Annotated in this window: 23 protein-coding genes and 1 pseudogene; 16 read left to right on the forward strand and 8 right to left on the reverse strand. The window is 38.6% G+C overall.

From position 1 onward, the window contains the following. The first annotated feature begins 219 nt into the window (after positions 1-219). Positions 220-2,991, forward strand: a complete 2,772-nt coding sequence (locus tag AC4QJR_RS04020; RefSeq protein WP_496525380.1) for an endo-beta-N-acetylglucosaminidase — start codon at positions 220-222, stop codon at positions 2,989-2,991. Positions 2,992-3,172: 181 nt separating this feature from the next. On the opposite strand, the gene AC4QJR_RS04025 is transcribed toward AC4QJR_RS04020, so the two are convergent. Beyond that, positions 3,173-4,036, reverse strand: a complete 864-nt coding sequence (locus tag AC4QJR_RS04025; RefSeq protein ID WP_496525381.1) for a sugar phosphate isomerase/epimerase family protein — start codon at positions 4,034-4,036, stop codon at positions 3,173-3,175. A gap of 294 nt (positions 4,037-4,330) precedes the next feature. Here AC4QJR_RS04025 and AC4QJR_RS04030 point away from each other — a divergent pair, with 294 nt between their 5' ends. The 5 genes from AC4QJR_RS04030 to AC4QJR_RS04050 all read left to right on the forward strand — a co-directional run bounded on the left by AC4QJR_RS04030 (position 4,331) and on the right by AC4QJR_RS04050 (position 10,910). Beyond that, the gene (locus tag AC4QJR_RS04030) at positions 4,331-5,197 is read left to right on the forward strand and encodes a helix-turn-helix domain-containing protein (protein WP_496525382.1); all 867 of its coding nucleotides are present in this window, start codon (positions 4,331-4,333) and stop codon (positions 5,195-5,197) included. A 186-nt stretch (positions 5,198-5,383) separates the two neighbouring features. Further along, positions 5,384-6,298, forward strand: coding sequence for a myo-inosose-2 dehydratase (gene iolE, locus AC4QJR_RS04035; RefSeq protein WP_496525383.1), 915 nt, complete (start codon positions 5,384-5,386; stop codon positions 6,296-6,298). A gap of 26 nt (positions 6,299-6,324) precedes the next feature. After that, positions 6,325-7,752 carry a sugar porter family MFS transporter gene (locus AC4QJR_RS04040; RefSeq protein WP_496525384.1) on the forward strand — a complete coding sequence of 476 codons (1,428 nt, stop codon included), beginning with the start codon at positions 6,325-6,327 and terminating at the stop codon, positions 7,750-7,752. A 98-nt stretch (positions 7,753-7,850) separates the two neighbouring features. Beyond that, positions 7,851-8,885 carry a bifunctional inositol 2-dehydrogenase/D-chiro-inositol 1-dehydrogenase gene (gene iolG, locus AC4QJR_RS04045; protein WP_496525385.1) on the forward strand — a complete coding sequence of 345 codons (1,035 nt, stop codon included), beginning with the start codon at positions 7,851-7,853 and terminating at the stop codon, positions 8,883-8,885. 522 nt (positions 8,886-9,407) lie between these two features. Further along, the gene (locus AC4QJR_RS04050) at positions 9,408-10,910 is read left to right on the forward strand and encodes a malate:quinone oxidoreductase (protein WP_496525386.1); all 1,503 of its coding nucleotides are present in this window, start codon (positions 9,408-9,410) and stop codon (positions 10,908-10,910) included. A 40-nt stretch (positions 10,911-10,950) separates the two neighbouring features. On the opposite strand, the gene AC4QJR_RS04055 is transcribed toward AC4QJR_RS04050, so the two are convergent. Continuing rightward, a complete protein-coding gene (locus AC4QJR_RS04055) occupies positions 10,951-11,145 on the reverse strand; it encodes a DUF6944 family repetitive protein (RefSeq protein ID WP_496526615.1) in 195 nt (64 codons plus the stop codon). Between the two features lie 75 nt (positions 11,146-11,220). On the opposite strand from AC4QJR_RS04055, the gene AC4QJR_RS04060 reads away from it, so the two are divergent. Genes AC4QJR_RS04060 through AC4QJR_RS04070 form a run of 3 tightly spaced genes read left to right on the forward strand, consistent with a single transcriptional unit; the run spans position 11,221 to position 13,446 of the window. Continuing rightward, entirely contained in the window at positions 11,221-11,757 is a 537-nt protein-coding gene (locus AC4QJR_RS04060) for a sigma-70 family RNA polymerase sigma factor (protein ID WP_375374446.1), read from the forward strand. After that, on the forward strand, positions 11,757-12,164 hold the full coding sequence (locus tag AC4QJR_RS04065; RefSeq protein WP_496525387.1) for a PadR family transcriptional regulator: 408 nt from the start codon (positions 11,757-11,759) through the stop codon (positions 12,162-12,164). Before AC4QJR_RS04060 ends, AC4QJR_RS04065 begins: the two co-directional genes overlap by 1 nt. A 7-nt stretch (positions 12,165-12,171) precedes the next feature. Next, the gene (locus tag AC4QJR_RS04070; RefSeq protein WP_496525388.1) at positions 12,172-13,446 is read left to right on the forward strand and encodes an FtsW/RodA/SpoVE family cell cycle protein; all 1,275 of its coding nucleotides are present in this window, start codon (positions 12,172-12,174) and stop codon (positions 13,444-13,446) included. 46 nt (positions 13,447-13,492) lie between these two features. Here AC4QJR_RS04070 and AC4QJR_RS04075 read toward each other — a convergent pair whose 3' ends face one another. From AC4QJR_RS04075 to AC4QJR_RS04085, 3 genes are all read right to left on the reverse strand, one after another. Then, entirely contained in the window at positions 13,493-13,930 is a 438-nt protein-coding gene (locus tag AC4QJR_RS04075; protein WP_496525389.1) for a YfmQ family protein, read from the reverse strand. Between the two features lie 173 nt (positions 13,931-14,103). Continuing rightward, the gene (locus tag AC4QJR_RS04080) at positions 14,104-15,474 is read right to left on the reverse strand and encodes an MATE family efflux transporter (RefSeq protein WP_496525390.1); all 1,371 of its coding nucleotides are present in this window, start codon (positions 15,472-15,474) and stop codon (positions 14,104-14,106) included. A 138-nt stretch (positions 15,475-15,612) separates the two neighbouring features. Further along, a complete protein-coding gene (locus tag AC4QJR_RS04085) occupies positions 15,613-15,936 on the reverse strand; it encodes a hypothetical protein (RefSeq protein WP_496525391.1) in 324 nt (107 codons plus the stop codon). A gap of 429 nt (positions 15,937-16,365) precedes the next feature. On the opposite strand from AC4QJR_RS04085, the gene AC4QJR_RS04090 reads away from it, so the two are divergent. Continuing rightward, a complete protein-coding gene (locus AC4QJR_RS04090) occupies positions 16,366-17,193 on the forward strand; it encodes a DUF2935 domain-containing protein (protein ID WP_496525392.1) in 828 nt (275 codons plus the stop codon). Positions 17,194-17,225: 32 nt separating this feature from the next. On the opposite strand, the gene AC4QJR_RS04095 is transcribed toward AC4QJR_RS04090, so the two are convergent. The 3 genes from AC4QJR_RS04095 to AC4QJR_RS04105 all read right to left on the reverse strand — a co-directional run bounded on the left by AC4QJR_RS04095 (position 17,226) and on the right by AC4QJR_RS04105 (position 20,222). After that, positions 17,226-18,137 (reverse strand): EamA family transporter, encoded by a 912-nt coding sequence (locus tag AC4QJR_RS04095; RefSeq protein ID WP_496525393.1) that lies wholly within the window; start codon positions 18,135-18,137, stop codon positions 17,226-17,228. Positions 18,138-18,340: 203 nt separating this feature from the next. Continuing rightward, entirely contained in the window at positions 18,341-19,072 is a 732-nt protein-coding gene (locus AC4QJR_RS04100) for a GTP cyclohydrolase II (protein ID WP_496525394.1), read from the reverse strand. A gap of 49 nt (positions 19,073-19,121) precedes the next feature. Then, positions 19,122-20,222: an FAD-dependent monooxygenase gene (locus AC4QJR_RS04105; protein WP_496525395.1), complete on the reverse strand. Its 1,101-nt coding sequence runs from the start codon at positions 20,220-20,222 to the stop codon at positions 19,122-19,124. A 192-nt stretch (positions 20,223-20,414) separates the two neighbouring features. On the opposite strand from AC4QJR_RS04105, the gene AC4QJR_RS04110 reads away from it, so the two are divergent. The 6 genes and pseudogenes from AC4QJR_RS04110 to AC4QJR_RS04135 form a co-directional block, all read left to right on the forward strand. Further along, entirely contained in the window at positions 20,415-20,729 is a 315-nt protein-coding gene (locus AC4QJR_RS04110; RefSeq protein ID WP_098575907.1) for a winged helix-turn-helix transcriptional regulator, read from the forward strand. A 411-nt stretch (positions 20,730-21,140) separates the two neighbouring features. Then, complete coding sequence (locus AC4QJR_RS04115) at positions 21,141-21,263, forward strand: hypothetical protein (RefSeq protein ID WP_257148591.1); 123 nt, start codon at positions 21,141-21,143, stop codon at positions 21,261-21,263. 148 nt (positions 21,264-21,411) lie between these two features. After that, a complete protein-coding gene (locus tag AC4QJR_RS04120) occupies positions 21,412-21,837 on the forward strand; it encodes a DMT family transporter (RefSeq protein ID WP_098575906.1) in 426 nt (141 codons plus the stop codon). Positions 21,838-21,875: 38 nt separating this feature from the next. Further along, positions 21,876-22,571 carry a Crp/Fnr family transcriptional regulator gene (locus AC4QJR_RS04125; RefSeq protein WP_496525396.1) on the forward strand — a complete coding sequence of 232 codons (696 nt, stop codon included), beginning with the start codon at positions 21,876-21,878 and terminating at the stop codon, positions 22,569-22,571. A 35-nt stretch (positions 22,572-22,606) separates the two neighbouring features. Further along, a complete protein-coding gene (locus AC4QJR_RS04130) occupies positions 22,607-23,119 on the forward strand; it encodes a DMT family transporter (RefSeq protein WP_496525397.1) in 513 nt (170 codons plus the stop codon). A 495-nt stretch (positions 23,120-23,614) separates the two neighbouring features. Next, positions 23,615-24,475 (forward strand): annotated as a pseudogene (locus AC4QJR_RS04135) (MFS transporter); the annotation flags it as partial. Positions 24,476-24,674: the final 199 nt, after the last annotated feature.

The following is a 24,674-nucleotide window of genomic DNA, read 5'->3' on the forward strand; positions in this document are numbered from 1 at the left end:
TAGAACCTTTCTCACCAACACAAGCGATTCCAAAATTGACAAATAAAGCGGAGGTCCTTAGTCTTTCTGCAGACTATGACAAAGAGGAGTGGTTTGAATCATACTAAAATTATGAAACCATTTTCACTCGTCAAATGATGGAACTGTCAGACTGTAGCACCTCCCCCATTTGCCTTCAGAATGCTGCTGGCAACACTACCAAACTAGGAGGAAAGATCAGTGAAAAAAGCCAAACTAGCAATTGCAACAGCATTAATGATGACACTCTCAACACCTTCACTACACGCATTTGCTGGAGACGCCATGCCCCCTACAGGGGATGCTGTCTTCGGGAAGAATCAACCGGTGACTCACGGATATAGAGCTATGGACATTGAGCATTGGTCTCCAGAAACAGATCCGAATGCGGAGCGCTTAAGAGCCTTTGTGCCTTTACAAGCAAGAAACGAAGCGTTTGCTGCAACGCAAGCGAATCCAAAACTTAGTCCAGAGACCGAGTTTTTTAACTTGACAGGGGATTATGATAATTATTTCTTTGGCGCAACTCCTTATAATAACGAGTTCTCAAACTATTTATTTAACTTCTGGCAGTATACCGATTACTATGGCGGGTGGCATGGGACAGCAACAGAGGATGTGCCACCGACCTTATATGATCCTGCAGAATCCTGGGAAAGAAGAGCATTTGAATTCGGTATCGTAGATTTACCTAATCCGGCCTATACGAATGCGGCCCATAAAAATGGTGTGAAATCCGTAGGAACTATTTTTATACCGCGCTCAGGACAACCTTATGATCTTATTCTCAAACAACGAGAAGACGGGACGTTTCCGGTAGCTGAGAAGCTCATTGAAATGAAGGAATACTTCGGCTTTGATGGGTATTTCATTAATCAGGAAAGCTCGATTAAACCTGAGCATATTAAGAAATATAAGGCATTCACCAAAACATTAATAGATGCGGGTGTGTATACACAGTGGTATGACACGGTGGACGATGAAAAGGGTAAACTGAGCTACCAGCCTTCGCTTATTCCTTCCCACAGCTCTTTCGTTCGAGATGATGAAATGGGAGGAACTGTTAATAACTCCATCTTTATGAACTATAACTGGAACTCACCGGACGGCTGGAATAACGGAGATAGTACGAATCAAGTTTATATTAAAAAATCCGTAGAAGAAGCTAAACGAAGAGGAATTGATCCTGTCAAAACAGTCTTCTCCGGTGTTGAAGCAGGAATGGGAGGCTTCGGGGGAGCTCATAACTCGACTCGTAATCTGGATGTTATTCTAGATCAAGATACAGGGAATCCTCTGACAGCACTTGCAACATTGGGAGGAAACTTTGTACAACATGCGCTAGACGAAGACCTTGGAGATCCAAGCAAGAATCTTCGAGCAGATGACGATCATCAGTGGATGATCGCTGAGCGGGAGCGTATGTGGTATACCGGCGTTAAGATTGATCCAACAGATACAGATGAACAGAAGGGGTATGCAAGACCGGATGTTGGTGTGAAAGACGCATCAGAATGGACAGGGATATCCAGGTACATCACAGAGCGTTCAATCGTTGATGGAAGTACCTTTGTTACAAACTTTAATACTGGGCACGGCATGAAATATTATATGAATAGCAAAGTTTCGGATGATGAAGAATGGTCAAACATCAATTTACAAGATATCCTTCCAACGTGGCAATGGTGGATCGATACAGAAGGAACCAAGCTGCAAGCGGATTTTGATTATGGAAACTCTGTTGAGAATGGCGATAAATTCACCTACCAGCCGATTGGCGGATATAAGGGCGGAAGCTCCCTAGTCGTGAATGGAACTTTAGATGCGAAGAATTTCCTGCGCCTATATAAGACAGATCTAGATGTTAAGAGTACAACAACAGCTTCAATTACGTATAACAAAACGTCAGCTAATGATCGTTCTGAGATCCAGTTAGGAGTTATCTTTAAGGATTCTCCTGATCAAGTTGAATATATCTCTGTACCACATAGCGAGAAGAGAACGAAAGGATATGTTACAACGGAATTGGATTTAAGTGCTTACGCCAATCGTGAAATTGCTGCTCTGGGACTTTCCTTTGATCCAAAGGGTAACACTGTTCAAGATTACCAGGTCAATATAGGTGAGCTTAAAATCACAGATGGGCAGGATTACACACCAAGTACACCTACAGGATTTGAAATTAATAATAGGTTTCATACCAATGAACTCAATGTCGGATGGGATCGTGAAGATTATAACAAGGTAAAACAATACCATCTCTACGCACAGCTTAATAATGGCAAGGAGGAATTTTTGGGCGGTTTATATGGCGACAACTTTTATATAAAGAACTTAGATAAACATGTCGTGGCCCTTAAACTGACTGCTGTTGGGTCCGATCATTCCGAGAGTAAACCAGCTATTATATCTCTGAACCATAAGAACTTCATCTCAAATGTGAGGGTTAATGAAGATACAGAAGGATTTGATATTAGCTGGGGTAAAGAAAACAAAGGCAATAAGATCCGATTGGACCTAAGCTTTACCGATGGAAGAAAAGATACGTACATCAAGACGGTAGATAAAAAATTGGCTTCTACTAAATTTGAAGTACCTATGAAAGACGATGATCGATACCTTTTAAAAATATCTACCTTGGATTCGAATGGTAAAGCCATCGACACCGTCAGTTACACAGGCAAAATGAAAGATATATATTCCGAACCATTCGACGGTGGCTACTATATCGATGGAAATAAATTAGGGATTGATGTACCTTCTTCAAAAGATTGGTGGCATATGTACATTACAATCAACGGCGAGGTAGTACAACCTATAAAAAAGTATAACGGCGTGGCAACTGATTACTTTATAAGGGGATATCATGATTTTAATGGACTTCCAGTACCTAAAGAGGGATCCATTATAGGTATTACATTGGAAGATTATAATGGGAATATGTCAGAGGTTAAAAAAATAACTGTAAAATAAATATGCATCACCGAGATGCATTGTCATCAAAAGTAAGCCGCATAATTGCGGCTTATTTGTTTAATGTTCACGATCACGATCGAGTATATCCATGTGCATATAGAATAACTCCCATTCCAAGCCTAAGTAATAAAAAAGGCATAAAGGACTTTTTCTACAAAAAATCCTTTATGCCTTACGATCAATTATGAACAGCTTGATTATGATAGTACTTTTCCAATACTACCAAGGTCGTTTCTTTTGCTTTTTTGATGACTTCTTCCGGATCCATTTGATAATATTCTGGTCGGAATAACTCAACGGATGCGACAAAATCATAATTCAATTCTTTTAATCGTTTTAAATGTGCTTCTAAATCAATCACACCGTGACCAGGCCATACTCTATCACTATCACGCATTTGGCCAATTGGATAACCCTCCACATCATTGATATGGAAGATAAACAATTTATCTGCTGTTTCATCTGTTACATCTTCTAATCTTGACCCCATTCCAGTAAATTGGAATGTATCATACACAAGACCCACATTATTTCGATCAACCGCTTTTACAATACTGTATGCTTGTGCGAATGTGTTCACTGTATTTTCCTGAATTCCGATAAACTCAATCGCAATCTTTACTCCGTATGGTTCGGCTAAATCAGATAGGTGGGTTAAAACTCGAATACAACTTGCATTTACTTCTTCTGTCAATGTTTTTCCTTTTTCCGTCACATCGATATTAGAAGGGACCACGCAAATATATGGACAATCTATCTTTTTACAAATCTCTAAGTATTCCTTGAACTCTTCGAGAATTTTCTCTTCATCCTCTTTCGTACGGTTATTAAAAAAGCATAATGCGTTCAAAGAAAGTGGTTTAATATGGTGGGTATCAAAATAGGCCTTTAAATCATCTAATGTATATTCTTTAAGATAATCTTTTAACTGATCAATGGAGCGAATTTCAATAAAGTCGTAACCGTGTTTTTCACAAAACTCTAAATTCTGTTGAAGAGAAGCACTTTCGAATGTTGTTCCTTCATTAAATGATAATTTCATAGGTAAACCTCCATTTAATAACTTATGTATGCGATTTCAGTTTAATGGAAATTTTCCTTGTTTACTCTATATAATCTTGCTTTAAAATTGTGTTTTGGTGCTATTTTTTAATCCGTTTTGAAAATATTGGTAGTTTATTATAGACGCTTCGGGATATTCAGAGAATATTCTCTGTGCTATTCTATAAAGTATTCGAATAGTTCTAAAAAATAGACCATTATCCTTTGAGTCAGTATAAAATATACTATAGGTATTTATGTTAATTAGTGTTTACAATTAGTGAGAGGTGAAAAAGTGAACTTCTATATTCCAAAAGTAGAACCTGGCATCAAGTCAAAAAAGGGATTATATTTTTATGAACCTTCCGCTTTGACGAAAGAATTATATCATTATGTCCTCTGGGGAGGGGAATATATAGTAGATGTTCCCTACAGCATTCAGCGTGATTACATGAATGCCTTTCTCTTTTTTTATATAAAAAAAGGATCGATGCAATTCCACTATCTTGACCAAGCATTTGTAGCCTCGAAAGATGATATTGTTCTTCTAGATTGTAAAGAAAAAAATAATTACTATGCACTGGAAGAAACAACCTTCCAATTTATTCACTTTACAGGTAGTCAAACGCAAGCTATGTATAACGAGTTATACAAAAGAAAGGGTTGTATTTATAGACTGCCTGCTGAAAAAAATAATATTCCCACTATTTTATCCCTAATAGAGTCGAAACAGGAAATTGATTTTAAAATATCATTAGAAATTTATGAACTGCTGGGTAATTTAGTAGAAAGTACCCGGAATACGTTTGAAAACAGAGATGCAAATGTGGCAAAAGCAGTACCAAACGAAATGCAAGCCGTCTTGACTTATATAAGTGAGAATTACTCATCTAAAATTAGCGTCGAGCAGCTGAGTGAAATATCAAATTTGAGTACCTATCATTTTTGTCGTACGTTTAAAAAGTATATAGGAACCAGCCCCCACCAATATGTACTAAACTACAGATTGATCCAGGCTAAGAATCAATTGGTGGAAACCAATCTTTCAGTTGAGCAAATAAGCATGGAATGTGGGTTTAATAGTATTGGTCATTTTATTAAGGTATTCTCCCAATCAACTGGAGGTATTACTCCTGGAAAGTTTAGAAAACTTTGTTTTTAATTAAATATTATAAAAAGATACCCTATTATTTGGGTATCTTTTTATTAAATATTGATACTATTTAAGTAATTTAGCAAGAAATGATAATTTGATAGCAATTTTATATAATACATCGATTCTTCATAATTTATAAAATAAGGTCAACCGGTTAAACAGTCCTACTTTAAAAAGGAAGAGGGTTAAACGATGGAAAATAAAAAAATCACATGGGGGATCGCTCCAATTGGATGGCGAAATGATGATATTCCGGAAATTGGCGCAGAGAATACCTTGTCCCACTTACTTAGTGATATTGTAGTGGCAGGATTTGAAGGAACAGAAGTTGGCGGCTTTTTTCCAGAACCGAAAGTATTGAACAAAGAACTTCAACTCCGCAACTTAAAAATTGCCGGACAGTGGTTTAGTAGTTTTATTATTCGCGACGGCGTGGAAGCAGCATCGCAAGCTTTCCATAAACATTGCGAATATTTGAAAGCGGTTAACGCAGCTGTTGCTGTTGTATCAGAACAAACCTATAGTATTCAAGGTACAGAGAAAAATGTGTTTAAAGAAAAACCATGCTTCACAGATAAAGAATGGGATCAGTTATGCAAGGGACTCAATGAATTAGGAAAAATTGCTGAAGGCTATGGTTTGAAGCTAGTTTTTCACCATCATATGGGGACGGGCGTACAAACATTAGCCGAAATTGATCGTCTGATGGAAAACACGGATCCGAATCACGTTCATTTGCTGTATGATACCGGCCATATCTTTGTATCCGATGCTGATTATATGACTTTATTAACTAGCCATATCAATCGTATTCAACACGTTCATTTTAAAGATGTGCGTCCAGCCGTAAAAGAACAATGTGAAAAAGAAGGAAAGTCTTTCTTACAATCCTTTCTGGCAGGAATGTTTACCGTTCCTGGTGATGGCTGCATCGATTTTACAGAAGTATACAATCAGCTTTTGGAAACAAATTATTCAGGCTGGATTGTCATTGAAGCAGAACAAGACCCCTCAGTTGCACATCCGTTGGAGTATGCGTTGAAAGCCCGTAATTACATTAATGAAGAGTTACTTCCATTAGAAAATAGTTCATTAATCAAAGGTTAAAAAAACGAACCCTGGGGAGGGAAATTATGAGTAATCAGGCGATTGAAAGACCACGTGATTACAAAAAGGCTTTAAAGAAGATTACAGTTATATCCACTTTCGGAGGACTACTCTTCGGATATGACACAGGTGTTATCAACGGTGCATTACCATTTATGGCAAAATCGGACCAGTTAAATCTAACCCCTGCTACTGAAGGTCTTGTTACAAGTTCACTTCTTTTCGGCGCAGCACTTGGATCAGTATTTGGCGGGCGCTTATCAGACCGTTTTGGACGCCGCAAAATGATTCTTAATCTTGCATTACTATTTTTTATAGCAGCAATAGGATGTACCCTTTCACCGTCTGCTGGTGTGATGATTGTCTTCCGATTCTTACTGGGTTTAGCGGTAGGGGCTGCATCCGTCATGGTACCATCCTTTTTAGCTGAAATGTCTCCGGCCGAGATGCGGGGAAGAATGGTTACCCAGAACGAATTAATGATCGTTTCCGGTCAATTGTTAGCGTTTGTATTTAATGCCATTCTTGGAAATACAGTTGGTGAAGGGGTTTCACATGTTTGGCGTTATATGTTAGTGATTGCGTCCCTTCCGGCTGTGGTCTTATGGTTTGGAATGTTAGCGGTTCCAGAGAGCCCGCGCTGGCTGGCGTCAAAAGGAAAACTGGGCGATGCGCTTAGAGTCCTTAAAGAAATACGTGATGCAAACCGTGCCCAATCGGAACTTGATGAAATTAAAAATAATATTGCTCAAGAGTCAGGGACTCAGCATGCAACATTTAAGGATTTAAATGTACCGTGGGTCCGCCGGATTATCGGGATTGGAATTGGTATTGCGATTGTCCAACAAATAACTGGTGTTAATTCCATCATGTATTATGGTACTCAAATTCTTCAAAAATCAGGTTTTTCAACAAATGCAGCACTGATCGGAAATATTGCTAATGGTGTCATCTCTGTAGTAGCCACTATTGTCGGGATCTGGCTATTAGGAAAAATTGGTCGACGTCCGATGCTTATTGCTGGATTGACGGGAACAACAGCAGCACTTGCCTTAATTGGAGTATTCTCGTTAGTACTTAAGGGATCCCCAACACTTCCATTTGTTGTTCTCGCCTTGACTGTTACCTTCCTTGCATTCCAACAGGGAGCTATTTCTCCGGTCACCTGGCTCATGTTATCGGAAATCTTCCCGCAAAAATTACGCGGACTTGGAATGGGTGTTACGGTTTTCTGCTTATGGATCACAAACTTCCTTGTTGGGCTATTTTTCCCAATATTACTAAGTGCAGTGGGCTTATCGATCACCTTCTTCCTTTTCGCTGTGTGTGGAATTGCCGCCATAATATTTGTGAATAAAATTTTGCCAGAGACAAGAGGAAAGTCACTTGAGCAGTTAGAAAGTTATTTCCGAAACTATGGACAAGAAAGTCATCAACAAGCTTCCAATCAATAATCGTATCAAACAGTGATTGAATGATGACTTAAGTGGAATATGTAAACGTTGTCTAGTTGTAATACATTAATTACGTAAACATAAAGGAGAGTATCAACATGACTTTAAGATTTGGTGTAGTAGGAACAGGTGCAATTGGAAGAGAACATATTGATAGAATTACTAATAAATTATCAGGTGGAAAAATTGTTGCTGTAACAGATGTCAATCAAGAATCTGCTAAACAAACAGTTGAGGCCTATCAATTAGATGCAGTCGTCTATCCTGATGACAAAGCGCTAATTGCGGATGAGAATGTGGATGCCATCCTGGTTACAAGCTGGGGTCCTGCACACGAAGCAACAGTAGTAGCAGCTGTTGAGGCTGGTAAATATGTATTTTGTGAAAAACCATTAGCTACTACTGCTGCAGGCTGTATGAGAATTGTAGAAGCAGAAATGAAGCAGGGTAAGAAGTTGGTTCAAGTTGGTTTCATGCGCCGTTATGATAGCGGATATGTTCAATTAAAACAAGTGATTGACAACAATGAAATTGGTGAACCATTAATGATTCGTGCTGTACACCGTAACCCGGCAGTTGATGAAAACTATGTGACTGAAATGGCCGTTCAAGATACATTAATCCATGAAATTGATGTTCTTCACTGGTTGGTTAATGACGACTATAAATCCGTTCAAGTGGTTTTTCCAAAGAAAACCAAATATTCACATGAAAAATTACAAGATCCGCAATTATTTACAATTGAAACAATTGGGGGCATTGTAATGAATGTGGAGGTATTTGTGAATTGCAGATATGGCTACGACATTCAATGTGAAGTTATTGGTGAAGATGGAATCGCGAAATTGCCGGAAGTTCCAAGTGTTGTTATGCGCAAAGATGCAAAATTAAGCACAGCGATCTTAACTGATTGGAAATACCGTTTTATGGACGCATACGATGTTGAAATCCAGGACTTTATTGATTCAATTACTAAAAAAGGTCAGCCGCAAGGACCAACCTCATGGGATGGCTACATAGCAGCAGTAACATCTGATGCGTGTGTCAAAGCCCAGCAAACAGGTGAGAAAGAATCTATTGAACTTCAAGAAAGACCGGCATTTTATGGTGAAAAAGAACTTCAAACGGTATAAATTTTTATTAAACACAATATCTCTTCGAAAAAGAGTAGAACACTATTTTACTAAAGAAAAAGCCCGATTTTCCTACCACTAAGGAAAGTCGGGTTTTTCTTCCTTTATTTTAGATATTTGCTGGATAATCATTTGAAATCACTTCAAATTGGGGATTTATATGACCTATTTAAGAGATTCATAATATAATTCAGGAAACATACGATTTATTTTACGGCATTCTTTGGAAAAATATAGGGATCGTTGTAAGTAGAGATACATATGACAGAACCGTCCCCTTGGTATCCACTTGGGAAAAAATATCATTAAAAACCATATGGAAAGACTTCTCGCTTTTCAATACCTTTTAAATAATTTAAAATTGTCATATAATAATAGTAGATATATTAATATTAAATACTTTTATAGATTATGAGTTTGGAATACTTTTGAGACAGAAAAGGTGTGTGATTAGGTCGCGCATTACCTTGGTGTAACACCTACATCTTTTTTGCCAAATTTCAGGGGATAAGGTGGGTTAAAATGAACAACGGGGAAACAAAAACAGACGTCATTTTAATTGGTGCCGGAATCATGAGTGCGACTATTGGGACACTCTTGAAAGAATTAGTACCAGAATGGGAAATTACAGTGTATGAGAAACTCGAGAACGCAGGTGAGGAAAGCTCTAACGAATGGAATAATGCAGGAACAGGGCATGCGGCACTTTGTGAACTTAATTACACAGTTGAAAAACCAGATGGATCTTTAGATATTAGTAAAGCGATAAGAATTAATGAACAGTTTCAGGTTTCCATGCAATTTTGGTCCTATCTAGTAAAAAACAATCTAATTGATAATCCACAGGACTTTATTAGACGCTTGCCACATATGAGTTTAGTACAAGGGGAAGAAAATCTAGCTTTTTTGAAGAAACGTTTTGAAGCGCTGTCAAAAAATCCTTTATTTCAAGGAATGGAGTTCTCTGAAGATCATGAAAAACTGATTGAATGGATTCCGCTGATCATGGAAGGCCGTAAATTGAATGAACCGATTGCTGCAACAAAAATTGACTCTGGAACAGATGTCAACTTTGGTGCATTAACACGCATGTTGTTTGACCACTTAGAAACTAAAAATGTCCAGATAAACTATAATCATAATGTTAACGGTATCAAGCGTACTAACGACGGCCAATGGGAATTGAAAGTTCAGAATCAATTTAGTGGTACAGTCAAACGCCATACCGCAAAATTCGTCTTTATCGGTGGCGGCGGAGGAAGCCTGCATTTGCTGCAAAAATCGGGCATTCCAGAAGGAAAACATGTCGGAGGATTCCCGGTAAGCGGACTATTCATGGTATGTAACAATCCAGAAGTTGTAGAACAGCATCATGCAAAAGTATACGGCAAAGCTAAGGTTGGTGCTCCGCCAATGTCTGTTCCGCATCTTGACACGAGATTTATCGATAATAAAAAATCGCTGCTATTTGGACCATTTGCCGGTTTCACACCAAAGTTCTTAAAAACTGGTTCAAATATGGATTTAATTACTTCTGTCAAACCTAATAATGTTTTGACTATGTTATCTGCAGGCGCAAAAGAGATGGCACTAACAAAATACCTGATTCAACAAGTAATGTTAACGAAAGAACAGCGTATGGAAGAGTTACGAGAGTTTATCCCGAATGCTAAAACAGAGGATTGGGATATAGTAGTAGCCGGCCAACGTGTACAAGTAATCAAAGATACCGAAGCAGGCGGCAAAGGAACACTGCAATTTGGTACGGAAGTGATTACTGCTGCTGATGGCTCAATTGCAGCGTTGCTAGGTGCTTCACCGGGTGCTTCTACTGCCGTTCACGTCATGCTTGAGGTCATCAAAAAATGCTTCCCAGAACATATCAAAGAGTGGGAATCGAAAATCAAAGAAATGATCCCTTCTTATGGCATGTCATTAATGGAAAATCCAAACCTTCTGCATGAAATTCATACTACCACAGAGCAGACACTTGGACTAAGAGAAAAAGAGCTGGTCTTTAGTTAATTCTTTGAAGTAGAAACCAAGGTAATAAAATACCGAACCTTTAATCTAACTTTGGATTGAAGGTTCTTTTTGTTTCCTCAAAAGCTGCACCAAGGCCTTGTATTCCGCTGCCAAGGGCATCTATCACTGTTCCTTCCTCTTCTGAACCGGATATTTCAATATCTGCACCAACTGCATTTGAAGTATTACCAGCAGCCTGAAGCCAGCCGCCTATTATGGTATATATTTGTGCTATCCCTGCCTTCGGTGTTTATTATAAAAAACTTTATATAGGAGTCTATCGTCTATAGTTTAGGAAGGAGGGGAAGACGTGGAAGAACTGACGTTGGAAGTAATAGAGACAGAAGATAAAGAATTACTTATAGATGAAATTATGAACAGGTATGGACAGGACGTTCTTCAGCTGGTCTTTTCATATGTGAATAATCGCACCATCGCGGAAGACTTGACTCAGGACATTTTTGTTAAGTGTTATAAAGGACTCCATACATATAGAGGAAAATCCAAGTTGCGAACTTGGTTATGGAGGATTGCCATCAATCATTGCAAAGATTTTCTAAAAAGCTGGTACAACAAGAACGTCGTAATTACTGAAGAGGAGCCGTTAAACAACACGACGAAAAAGGAAATGATTGAGCAAACAGTCATCCAAAGACAAGAGGATGATCAATTGATTGCTGCGATCATGCTCCTTCCTATTAAATATCGGGAAGTCATTTATCTCTTTTATTATGAGGAATTGCCTATTAAGGAGATTGCCGTAGTAACGGAAGTAGGGGCGAATACTGTGAAAACCAGGCTTAGACGGGCAAAGGAACTTTTGAAAGAACGATTGGAGGAATGGTGATGGAGGACCGATTAAAGAACTTAAAAAAAGCCATGGATCGACAGGCGTTTTCTCAATTGAACTTTACAGAGAAGCATCGCAGGAATATCCTTGGAAAAATTAATCAACCACCCGAAACTGACGAGGACATTTTAGTAGCGGTAATGCAGCTGCTTGTTCATGAAAAAACAGGCTTTGAATTAACGAAGCTTTTGCGGGGAAGAGGCATTAAAAAGTTTGAAGACAATGAAGGATTTTTATACACTCTTTTACATCGACTCGAACAGTCCGGATGTATCCAATCGTGCTGGACTGAAGCAAAGGCAAAGTATTATCAGTTAACAGATAAGGGACGAAAAGTGTTACGGAAAGCCGATAAAAAACAAATAAAAAGCCAAGTGGCATGGAAAGAATTATTTGAGAGGTGAGGAATTAGTGAATAAAAAGCAAGTCTTTTTAAATGAGGTCATCGCTCAAATCAAATCGAAGGATGCAAAGAAATATGTGATAGATGAATTGAATTATCATGTAAAGGAAGCGAAAAATATTTGGATAGAGAAGGGACTTCCGGAAGTAGAAGCTGAAGAAAAAGCAGTAGAACAAATGGGAAGCCCGGTTCAATTAGGGAAGCAGCTCAATAAACTCCATCGACCAAAAGTAGATTGGATTCTTGTGGTTCTTTTAGTGACCATTTTCGGGCTCGGATTTTTACCAATGTTTTCAATCAGTATAGGAGAATATTTGTTACCGTCTAAAGTCATTATTACTTTTATCGGGAGCGCATCCGTTCTAGGAATCATGCTGATGGATTATCGGAAGTTCAAAACGCAAGGCTGGTTATTTTATTCCATTGGGGTAATGATTCTTCTGGTGTTAAGACTATTTTCAAACACCACAATCAATGGACTTCCGCTTTTTAGGATTGGACCGTTAACGATTGAAACGATCATGTCGCTCCCATTCTTCTTCCTTGCCTGGGCTTCCATATTGGATCTTGAGAGGTTGAAGGTCTGGCAGTTTATTCTGCTTTTCTCTCTGCCATTCTTTTTACTCTTAACTGCACCAAGTATTTCTTCCACATATATTTACACCGTCATGGTCTTTTCGATGATTTGGTGGAGCAGGTTTAGTCGAAAAACTGTTCTTTCCATCTGGGGAGTTTCCGTTAGTTTATTCTTGATTGTGAGTTTCATTTCTTGGAAGTTTTTAAGTATATACCAAAAAGATCGATTGTTGGCTTACTTAAACCCAGAAGAATACGCGGATGGACCAGGGTATATGATCTTGCATGTGAAAGAATTTCTGTTAAAAGCAGGCTGGTTTGGCCACTCCATGGACAAAGAATTTATTCCCTTGGCCCACACCAATTTAGTCTTTGTCAGCTTTACCTATTACTATGGATGGCTATTAGCTCTTGTATTAGTGGTAATCCTTGGCCTATTTATCGCCAGAATGATGGTCATCACAAGCAGGATGAAAGATCCGTACGGCAAACTTCTGCTAATCGGTGCCGTTTCTCTTTATACCGTCCAGCTAGCTACTAATATCGGAATGACATTAGGTATTTTTCCTTTAATTTCGATATCCTTGCCATTTATCAGCTATGGACTAATGCCAACGCTGCTAAATGCTATTTTAGTTGGAATTGTCTTAAGCGTCTATCGCCGAAAGGATTTAACCAGAATAACTGAGGAATTAAAAAATCAATAGAAATAAAAATGAACACGGGACTAGGCTTCCGTGTTCATTTTCATAATTAGTATTGGACTTCCAAAGTACTTTTTTGAAGAGGTTCGGAAGATAGACTATACGCGATGACCTTCTTCTTGTACTGTTTGACGACATCAATGCGATCGTTGTAACTGTAAACAAATAATCGAACCTCTTTTTTGCCGCTTTTCGTATCAATAACCACTGGAGGCTGACTATTTTCAGGATGTAAAAATAATTCCTCCGTCCCTGGATAGATATAATGCTGCTTTAAAAAGACAGCTTCGTTAAAGTAATGAATCAATTGAAGTTTGTCTTCACCTGTTAAGTTTTTTCCGTCAATGGTTATGGTGGCGTCTGTTTCATTTAGTTTTGAGTGAATTTCAAATTTCCGTATAAGCCATTCCACTGGCCCGGTTGGAAGACAAGTCATTAATATTTTAATCGTACTTACGATAATTATCGAAACCACAGCCCAGGTCATTTTCATCATCTCCATTAAAGATTAATAGGTTAATAGGTTAATAATAGCTCAACTGGATGAATCATTAACCATCCAATTGGATTAAAAACACACCATCCACTTTCAGTCAATTTCGTAAAAATAGAACATGGCCGCCCTTTCGGCAGCCATGTTAATGAGAGTTACCAAGTCATTTAAGACAAACTTGATGATAAGTTTTGTTCGACCACTTTCTTCTTTAACCATGGTTTGGAGACCCAGCGCTTTAGGGCAAAAAAACCTCGGATACATTCATCCAATCCTTGGGCAAGCCAAATTCCTAACAGTCCCAAACCAAGTGTAATTCCGAAAAAGTAACTTAAGACGACGGCAATTCCCCACATACTGATGATACCGATGACAACAGGGAAGCGTACATCACCGACTGATTTTAAAGAACCCATGAGAACGATATTCATGGCCCGGCCCGGTTCAATGAACACAATCGCCCATAATACTGGCAGAGCGATAGCGATTATGTCTGCATCGCTTGTAAATATAGTTAAAATTGGCTTACCGATTAAAGCAACCGCAAGTGATACCGATGCCGAAATAATCACGGCAATTTTTAAAGTCTTCAGGCCCCTTTTTAGGGCCCGGTCATATTGCTTGGCTCCGATATAACGGGCAATCAACAGTTGTGTCCCTTGGCCAATGGCAAATGTAAATAGGAAGCAAACCATGGATATATTTAAAATATACACCCGTGCTGCTAACGCAGCATCCCCGGTTAGTGCTACAAAGCTTGTAATCACCACTTGTGAAAATTGATAAGAGAGGTTTTCTCCAGCAGATGGGATCCCAATCGAAAGTAGCCCCTTAACATCCATTTTATTAATTCTAAACAAATCTTCCATATGAAACTTTAAAGCTAGTCGCCTATAAACAAAATAAAAAAGTGCTGCAATAATAAAAATTCGAGCAGCAAACATGGCATAGGCAACCCCGGCAACACCTGTTACAGGAAGGCCGAACCATCCTTTAATGGCAATAAAGGAACCGACCATACTAATCACATTCATGATAACCGTAACAACCATAGTTTCTTTTGTGTGTCCGTAGCTGCGCAAAACAGCACTTAATGCTAATGCGATGGCTTCAAGGAAAAGAGACAGACCTATAATAGAAAGGAAGGTGTAAGCAAAATCGTAAACCTCCCCGCTCAGTCCGTAAAAGTTTAAAAATACACCGCCAAATGCAACTACAACGATAGTCATCACTACACCAATCCAGAAGTTCACCCCAAATGCAGATCTTGCAAGGCGTCGTGCCCGGTCTAATCGGTTCGCCCCCAAATTTTGACCGATCAAGATGGTTGCACCGATAGCTGTGACATTAAATACTAAAATAAATATATTAATAATCTGATTGGCTACGCCAACTCCTGCCACTGCGTTATCAGAATATCCGCTTAAAATTAACGTAGCAACAATTCCCATACTCATATGGAGCGATATTTCGATAAAAAGAGGCCACGTGATGCTAAATAATGATTGGTCCTGGTACTTATTGTTTTCTGTAGTCAATAGATTTTCCTTCTTTACTTAAAGTCATATAAAATCTATTCTAACTATATTTGTACTAATTTAAAATAGATATTTCTAAAATTTAGGAGGTCTATTTTAAAAAAACGTGTATAACGATTTTAATGAATTAGTGAGTTTTCAATTTTGCTTTTCCTTGATCTTTTCACGGATTTCTTCCAGTTCTTTTAATGACAGTTCACCTAGAGATTCTTTAATTTCTTCCTCCAATTGTTTTTTATTACTTTCTCGATATTGATCCCACCAATCCCGTAACCCTTCTGTATCATCTAAAAGGTATTCGATGTCAAGTTCCTCTAATTCATCATCCGATAGATAACTCATTACAGCACCTAACATACGTGAAAGTTTATCGATATCATCCTCTTTTTTTTGGTTAGTTTGCGATACAACATTCTCATCGGTGTCAGGCACCTCGTTATTTAGTGAAGCTTTTCGTGGCATCGTTTACCATTCCTTACCTATTTTACTTTTCGAATATATTTTAGTATTACCATTAAAAATTGGATTGATGAATGCTATTGAATTTTTCTTATTGAGGACTAAGCTATTATTAATAAATCATTGTAAAAAAAGGGTAAATTTGTAATATAATAATATTAACTTGTTTGAGAGGTAAGGAGGTATGCGAGAGAGATTCCATTTAAAAACAGGACCTCCCAGCGATTAAAGATCCTGAAGGTCGGCTGGTCGAGCTTTGGGAGAAATAGCGGGTAATTTATTTGCTGCTAAGCGATTGGCTGCATAGTTGAAGATGACATAAAAAAGACCAAATCGGTCTTTTTTCTTTTGTTATAAACACATAAGAATGTGTGTGAATTTATTCTTTCATAGTCCTCTCATCCATATAAATGGGGTAGAGGGGGGAGAGCATTGCAAAGAAATGTGATTTCTTTATGGGACGAACATTTATTTTGGTTAGAAGTTTTACAGGATCATGCGTATTTTGTGAGAGACAATCTTTCTGTTAGAGAAGCTGAATACGTTAACACTGCGCAACAGTATATTCATTTATTTGGGGATTTAATTGCATCATTAGACAACATTCCACGTTCAAGTAACTATACAGACGAAGCCATGATTTATTTTTCCCAAAGAGCATGGCCCGTTGCAAAAGGATATTTTGAATTTGAAGGGAAATTGCAAGCGCTTAGAATTGATAATAAGGTGAATTTAAATTTATCGCCAACCTACCTGAACGGAACGTTAGCTGAAAATCAAGAATATCTGCGATTTCTAAGTCTGTTGGTCTATGGAAAAGAACCTGTACCTCTTCCATTAGCAGACCTAATGGATTTATGGCTTGAAGATCAACTGGGACACGCCGTTCTGTTTAAGAATATTATTGACCCCATTGAAATCATGGCCAGTACTCAAGCGGAGATGTATATCAACAAATTTCAAGTTTATATCGTTCAAAATCACCACTTAAAGGGTTATTTGCGGTTCAAAGAGCCTGGCTTCGCCCGTCAAACTGAATTTGCAAATGAAGTGGGAAAAACAACTCTAGAGATGAGCCAATTTGTCTACAACATGGTGATTAAATATAAGGAAAATAAATTGCTTAATAAAACAACCTTACGATTTTTAGAGCATCATTTTCCAGAAACCTGTTACTTTATAAAAAAGCTAAGCTTCTTCGCTCCGAATTTACATGATGCAGCAAGTAAATGCTCTTTAAAAAGACCATCTTATCAATAAAAATGGGGGCCATCATGACGGCCCCGCAAATCTTATAACACCGATTTACTTTCCAAAGATGCTGACTTCATTTGAGGCTTAGGCCATTTAACGTTCGCGGCCATAATCCCCCCTAAAATAAGGACAACTCCAAGCCATTGTGACAAGTTAACATTCTCGGCTAGAACGATAGCAGACAAGATAACAGCAATCGGAAGCTCAGAGGCTGTTAAGATGGTTCCGAGGCTTGGTCCGACATGCTTCATTCCAATAGAAAATAAAAGCGGCGGCAAGGCGACGCCTAGTAATCCTAGGAACAATCCATAAGGAGCCACTCCCATCATTACGGGTAAATGAAGTAAATTTGTTGGCTGAAAAATTAATAAAACTGTGATTAATCCGCCAGTGGACATGAGTGCACTTTTCTGTACTGGCGGTGTACCCTCTCCCACAGAACTGCTGAGAAAAATAAAAGCAGTATATGAAATCGCGGAAAGCAGTCCCCACACTGTTCCCTGCAAGGTTAGATCTACGCCGCCTTCAGTAATAATGCCAGCAGCAAGAATCGAGCCAATGATTAGAACCCCAATCGAAGCCATTTTCCCCATACTAGGTATCTTTTTATAAACCATCCATTCAATAAAAGTGCCAATCCATACAAATTGAAATAAAAAGATAATCGCAAGTGAAGCATCAAGGGTCTGCAGGGATTGATAATAAAATATGCCCGTCAACCCAACTGGAATTCCTTCTAAAAGCAATTTACCTATGTTCAGCAGGGTAAGTTTTGCCTTCTTTGAAAACAGTGCGACGATCCAGATGAGTAAGGTCCCGAGTATGAATTGACTCCCAGTAACCTCTTTTACCGTAAACCCAGCAGAGTAAGCAAGCTTAACAAAGGTCGATAAAACACCGTAACAGCATCCTCCTAAAAAAACAATCAATGCATAGTGCCAAGTTTTCATTTTTTCAACCCCTTTTTGATTTTTTTAATCCTTCGATCCAGTTTCCAAACAACAAAAAAGCCACACAGCTCTCACGTGAGAACTGTGTGGCGAAAATAGAGATATTTCTCTAGAAAAGTCCACAAACAAATGAATTTTGTTATTTAATTATTGCCTTTGTTACTTTAAAACAATTGTCATGAAATGTCAATTGTTTTATTTTCCTACGCCATATGACCAGATTTTTTTACTTTCGTCTGTAAGTATTTTTCGTTGTACTCGGAGATATCGCCCCAAAGAGGAGTTCGTCCAGAAACTGTTGCACCTGCTGCTTTTAAGGCCTTAAGCTTTCTCGGATTGTTCGTGATGAGGGTGACAGGTTTGCTTCTTAGCGCTTTAAGCACTTCAATCGCATCCTCGTAATTTCGTGTATCATCTGGAAATCCAAGTCCTTCATTTGCCTCGACTGTGTCGTAGCCATTTTCTTGCAGAATATAGGCCATTGCCTTGCTAAATAAGCCTATTCCTCGGCCTTCATGATTGGCTAAATAAAATAACGCTCCGGTTCCATGCTCGGCAATCATTTTCATCGATTGCTTTAGTTGAAAACCGCAATCGCAGCGCTTGCTGCCAAAGATATCTCCTGTATGACAAATAGAATGCAATCTGATTAATGCATCCTCTCCGTATTCAAAATCTCCATAAACGAGGACACTTGATTGTTGGTATTCCGCTAAATTCCCAGAAGCTAATTGATCAATGACTTGCTGGAAATCTTCTGTTACATGTTCACTCTTCAGCCAGCTGTACCATTTAAATTCTACCGTTTCACCATATAAATTGACTGGAAGCTTGATCGGTCCCACTAGGTAAATCGCTTCCTCACCTTTTTTAACTAACTTTATTTTATCCTCTAAAAAAGAGAGAGTATCTGCTTTTAATTGAATTTGTTCCACTATGAATTCCCCCAATCCATATTTTCATAGATTCCTGCTGCCATTTCTGTCAAGAAAGGACTGGCACGGCAAAATTATCCCGATAGTTTTTTTCTTTCTCTCGTTGCTGTTGTTGCAGCTTTTCTGTATGATCCCGTCGTTCGTGTTCGAATCTTTTTAATTGTGCCGCACTATGGTTCTGTTTGTCGAGTGCTTCGCTCAGTACATCAGCTAATACATCTGCATCTAATAGTGCACAATTGATCCCAAATGCACCAGTTGGACTCATCGTATGTGCGGCATCGCCCATGATCACCAACCCGTCTTTCACCCATGTTGGAGAATGTGAGCTTTGCACTTTTAATAAAATAAAATCGTCCCAGGATTGAATCTGGGTACGGATGGTTTCGGTTAACTCTGGAAATGCATCTATCACTTGTTTGATAAAAGGTTCACATGATTGCTTTTTTAAAGATGGATACGAATCTTCTTCAATATTCCAGCCTATTTGAATGAACCCGCCTGCCTGGGTAAACAAAGCCAGCTGATTTCCATTCACTAAAGTGTTTTTAATAGTTGGCTCCCAATTAGCTGGGCTTTGAATTTTCGCCCATAACAAATCGTATCCATGTGTTTTCTTTGTAAAAGGCATCTCAGACAGTTTCCTTACAGTTGAGAACCTACCATCAGCACCGACAACAATCTTGCTGTTTATTGTTACTTCTTGCTCGCCATATAGCGCTTTTAAACCAGTTACATAACTCATATCATTAAACATTAATTCCGTCACCTTTGTCCCCATCATCAGTTTGAAATTCTGATAAGGTTCAGATGCCTGAATTAGCACGCTTAACAAATTCTTTTGCGGGACATGGATGCCGACATGCTGCTCCCCAGCACCAGGTGTGATGGTCTTTATTGCCTTTCCGTCCTGCCAATATTCCACTCGTTCCATTAATAATAACCCAGCAGCTTCTACTTGGTCATAAAGATTATATTTTTTTAATACTCGTTCTCCGTCCTGATTGAGATGTTCACCACGGAATTCTTTATCAATCCCTTTGTGGCGTTCGAGTACAATCGTTGAAATTCCTTTTTTGGCAAGCAAATATCCTAGTAACGCGCCTCCGGGACCTGCACCTACAATACAAACATCTGCCTCAAGGTTCATGTTTGAAAACCACCTTATTATATCTGATGTATTGACGAACCATAAATGGTTAAAGTAAAATATTCATAGTTAATAATTATTCGTTAGTAAGTTACTTTATGTAAGTAATTATATTTTTAAAAATCGATTGTGTCAAATAAATATATTTTGCAAGGTAATTATGTTGCTAATTGCGAAGAGGGGGAAAGGTCAATGGATGAGTCAGTCATTTGTCCTCGATTTGAAAAAGCGATGGGGATGTTAAGCCAGCGTTGGACAGGATTAGTTATTTATCAACTGCTATCAGGCCCAAAACGCTTCTGCAGCTTGGAATCTTCAATGGGGATTAGCGGAAGAGTCCTTTCCGAGCGGCTCAAGGATTTAGAAGGTCAGGGGATTGTGAAACGAGAGGTGTTTCCGGAAACACCTGTCCGAATTGAGTATTCTCTTACAGAAAAGGGACTCTCTTTAAAACCAATCATACAAGAACTTGAAAAATGGTCACAAACCTGGCTGACCATGGAATAAATGATTATTAGGCAACCTTGGCCAAGGTTGCCTGTTTTTTTTGTAAGCTATTTAAAAGCATGAACAGAGCCGGCCGGAAATTAAAAGAATCAGGCTGATTGACGCCTGAAAATCATAAAAATGAGGAGACAGGGTAGCCAATAGAGCTGATTGACGACTGGAAATCATAAAAATGAGGCACCAGGTTAGCCAATAGGGCTTATTGACGACTGGGAATAATAAAAATGGGGCAACAAGGTAGTCAATAGCTATTTATTTAACCCCTATGGCTGCTATAAACAATCCTTTTGTTTGTTGAGAAAATTCGTGAATCAAATCGCATAGCCCGCAAAAAAGTTAGCAAACTAAAATGGCGGGTGTCGATTTATTAATTGGCATCTTGAATTAGGAAACGACAAGGGTGGTGAAGGTATGGCTAAAAATAAGAATAACCAATTGAAGAACAATAAAAATGCTCAACCAAATGATCAAGAGTTTGCAGGAGAAAATGGACTTGAAAAGGTAGTTAGACAAGCCCAAAAAAAGCCGAAATAAGTTATGGACTGTAAAAGATCGTCATTTTGGCGGTCTTTTTATATTAGGCATTTAACACAATTTTATAGTTGAGGACATATGTCCTATTCAAACAAGCATGTGATACCTTTTAATATAGACAGAAATAAAAATTAGGGGAGAAGAGAGAATGAAGGGAATTATCTTTGCGTTTTTAGGCGGGGCATTTATTACCTTGCAAGGAATTGCTAATACACGAATTAGTCAAGATATAGGTACATGGCAAGCTGCAACCATTACCCAGTTTACAGGATTCATAATGGCCTTCATTATCTTACTGTGCGTTCGAGAACGCCAATGGCAAGGATTCAAACAAGTGAAACCACTATATCTGATGGGTGGTGCCTTTGCGGCAATTGTTATCTTCAGTAATGTGAAATCTATTGAGGAAATCGGTGTAACCCTTAGTATATCGGCCATCCTGATTTCGCAGCTAACATTAACTTTTATTATCGATAGCAGCGGATGGTTCGGCTTGGAAAAGCAGAAGATGAAACTGCCACAGTTTATTGGTATCGGGATGATGATCGCTGGTGTGGTCATCCTAAGGTCTTAAGTCTCGCATGATGCAGTTAAAAACAGAGGTGGAACCGAGTGAGGGAACAAAAGAATCAGGAGCAATTGCTCGCCTATATCCAAACATACCAATTAGATTCGATATTTCATGAACCATTGATTCCTCATTTGTCGCTGTACAGTTTTGACCAAGGGGAACTAATCTGCTCCCAGGGGGAAGCTTCACAGTATTTGTATGTTCTGGTTAAAGGAAAGGTCAAAATCTATACTAGTTCGCCGGAAGGTAAAACACTCATTCTCTCTTTTAAGAAACCGATTGAAGTGATCGGGGATATTGAGTATGTCCGCGGCATTGATATTATTAACACGGTGGAGGCGGTATCGCCGGTATGGATGATTGGAATTCATTATCGCTGGTTGAAGCAATATGGAAGTGACCACGCGCCATTTCTGCAATTTTTATTAGATATTATCACCAGGAAGTTTCAGCTAAAAAACAATTTAATGACCTTTAATATTATGTACCCGGTCGAAGTTCGTTTGGCTAGTTACCTTTTGTCGGTTTCCTTTGATGAAGCTGATTCACACGATAAATATCAACTGAGTATCAGCATTAAGGATGCGGCCAATTTAATCGGAACGAGTTATCGTCATTTGAATCGAGTCATCACACAATTTTGTGAAGAGGGTCTGATTGAACGGAATAGAGGTTCCATTTTAGTTAAGGACAGGAATGGATTGAAAGGCCTCGCAGGCGATAATATTTACGAATAAGTTTGAAAAAAATCAATACAAGGGAGAGAAAATGGATGATTCTAGGATTATTATTCGCAATTATTGCCGGATCGCTGGTAGCCTTGCAAAATATTTTCAACAGTAAAGTCAATGAACGGGCAGGGTCATGGGCAACAACGACCTTAGTATTAGGGATGGGATTTCTTGCTTCACTGACGTTCGGACTTATCTTTGAGGGTGGACAGTTATTCCATTTGGAAAATATGAAAACGTGGTACTGGTTCAGCGGGATGATTGGCGTAGGTGTGGTAGTTTGTCTTGTTCAAGGAATTAAGAGGCTCGGACCAACCTATGCCATTGCGATTGCGTTAACATCACAGTTGTTATTTGCCTTACTCGGGGACTCACTAGGCTGGTTAGGTCTCAATAAGGTCCCGTTTACTCTCAATCAGTTGATGGGAGTGCTGGTCATCGTCGGCGGAATTGTTGTTTTTAAATTTGGCGGCAGCAGTGAGCCCCAAAAAGTGTTTGCTTGGCCATTTTCGAAAGGGAATAAAGTATCTGAATTTCAACAGAGAGAAAGCTAAAATGTGCTGAGAACTGTACTGGAAATCGATCTTTTAATATGTTAAGATACTAGTAACTTTTAAGAAATGGAGGTTTTCCTAATGCATTCTATCAGACTACGTTACCACTCTTTGAACCGTTAATTTAATACGTTCAAAGACTCTGGATATGTGTGCAGAGTAAATGGGATTGGTCTGTTTATTATTAGGAAACCTTTATTTTACGATTAGGTAAAAAAGAGGGAGCGAGTCTACCCTTTTTTTGCTGTTAAAAAATGAACCAAAAGAAGAACGTTCGTTTGTTCGTATAGCCCTATGGAGAATATCCTCTTCTTTTTGCTGGCCATAGCTATATCGGAGAAACATCAGCTGCTTCTGGTTTCTTTTGACTGGCCCATTTACTTCTAAAACACAGGCAGATTGCATGTGTTTTTTTGTGTTTTAAAGAAACGGTTCTAAGTTGCTGAAGTTGAATGAAAACCATCAATAACAAAACTTAGAAAAGGATGTAATGAAATGAAACAACAAACTGAAAATTGGAAAAGGAACATATTTCTTTATTTAGGAAGCCAGAATATATCGCTCTTTGGATCAGCTTTGGTCCAGTATGCGATTACGTGGTATATCACGTTAAACACCCAGTCAGGTATGATGATGACGATATCGATCATTTGTGGATTCGTGCCTACATTTTTACTTTCTCCTTTTGCTGGGGTCTTGGCAGATCGCTATAATCGGAAGCTGTTGATCATGTTATCAGATGCGATGATTGCCATCGCCACACTTGTCTTGGCCATCTTGTTTTTAATCGGTTACGATGCACTCTGGCTGTTGTTTGTGATCTCGGCCGTTCGTGCGATAGGGACTGGAATTCAAACTCCTGCAGTTGGAGCGATTCTTCCACAACTAGTGCCTGAAGATAAGTTGACCAAGGTAAATGGAATCAACGGAAGTATTCAAGCGATGGTTTTTCTCGTGGCACCAATGGTCAGTGGTGCGCTCTTGTCCATGGCATCGATTGAAAGTATTTTCTTTGTCGATGTATTGACCGCGGCCATAGCGATAATTACTTTACTAGTTTTCTTGGATATTCCTGTTCATGAGAAAGCATTACAAAAGCAAACGACCAGCTATTTCGATGATATGAAACAGGGTTACACTTATATCAAACATCACCAATTTGTGAAGCAGTTTTTTATGTTTTACAGCATTTTCTTTATCCTGATTGCACCGGCTGCCTTTTTAACACCTTTACTCGTGGCCCGAAGCTTTGGCGATGATGTTTGGCGCTTAACCGCAAATGAGATTTCTTATGCTGTCGGGATGACACTCGGTGGAGTAATGGTAGCATCGTGGGGCGGTTTTAAAAATAAAATTAGTTTAACTTTCATAGGGATCTACAAAGCAGAATGACTAATCATCATTCTGCTTTTTTTGCTAATGCGCTTATCTTTAAATTTTTAAATAAGTCATTGACAGGATCAATCGGAGGATGTTAATATTCTATTAAGTATTCAGATGAGTATTGTCGGAATTAAAAGCAATCAAATAAAATGCTTTTAACTAGTTAATAAAA

The organism is Neobacillus sp. BP17 (assembly GCF_059579525.1).